Below are 778 nucleotides of genomic sequence, written 5' to 3' on the forward strand. Positions count from 1 at the left end.
CTCAAGGAGGCACAGATCGTGATCGAGAGCTGGAGACGGCACTACAACGCCGTCCGCCCCCACGCGTCGCTCGGATACCGTCCGCCAGCCCCGGAGGTGTTCGTGCCAGCCTTCACCGCTTGGCCGGCTGCGCTCGCCCGACCGGCTGCGTCGACCAAGCTACCCATGGTGGAGCGGCCCACCGCACACTAACTTTACTTCTGGACCACCTCGTGGGGGCCGATCACTTACCCATCATGGCAAGGATTGCCAAAGACTGTCAAAATCCATGCGCTATTTTAAGCGCACGTTTTTGGGCGATCCAGCCCTAAATTTCGCAACGGCTTAGCCGACGGCGGAAAATACGCTCAAAAACGGTCCTTTTCGAGCGATCAGGATGCCGTGACGGGCGGGAGAAAGGTTGACTATTCTTCTCCCTTACTGCCTCCCGGCCCGCCGTGCGCGTCGCCGTTCTACAGTCGCTACAGCCTCAGTGCCGTTTGCCTCCATCCAGGCATCTACAGCTTGGCGGAGAAGCTCCTGGATCTGGATGCCTTCATCTAACGCAGCCTGCTTGATTTCATCGTGCCGCTGCGGCTCAACATAGTAACCGAGAAACCGCTTTCCCTCGCGCGTGGTCTTGGCCGGAGCCGGCTCCGCTACTGCCGGTGCGACCGGCGGTACAGCCTTTGGCTTCTCTGGCGCTTTCAACGACTCGGCCACCTGTGCAGCCATCGACAGGGGGTTCGGCTTGGCCATCACACAATCTCACTCGCATTCTTGCGTGTCCGTGTCTTAG

Annotated in this window: 2 protein-coding genes; one reads left to right on the forward strand and one right to left on the reverse strand. The window is 60.2% G+C overall.

Annotation, left to right across the window (positions count from 1 at the left end; all coding sequences use genetic code 11):
• Positions 1 to 192 (forward strand): integrase core domain-containing protein (locus ACU8YC_RS25145; protein WP_446895979.1); only part of this gene is annotated, 192 nt, incomplete at its 5' end.
• Positions 193 to 417: 225 nt separating this feature from the next.
• Here ACU8YC_RS25145 and ACU8YC_RS25150 read toward each other — a convergent pair.
• A complete protein-coding gene (locus tag ACU8YC_RS25150) occupies positions 418 to 738 on the reverse strand; it encodes a ribbon-helix-helix domain-containing protein (protein WP_446895980.1) in 321 nt (106 codons plus the stop codon).
• Between the last annotated feature and the right edge of the window lie 40 nt (positions 739 to 778).

The sequence above is a fragment of the Citrobacter sp. VF227 genome, assembly GCF_052950715.1.

Bases quoted from the DNA above. Each gene is read 5' to 3' on its own strand.
- ACU8YC_RS25150 (WP_446895980.1), bottom strand. From the start codon at position 738: ATGGCCAAGCCGAACCCCCTGTCGATGGCTGCACAGGTGGCCGAGTCG.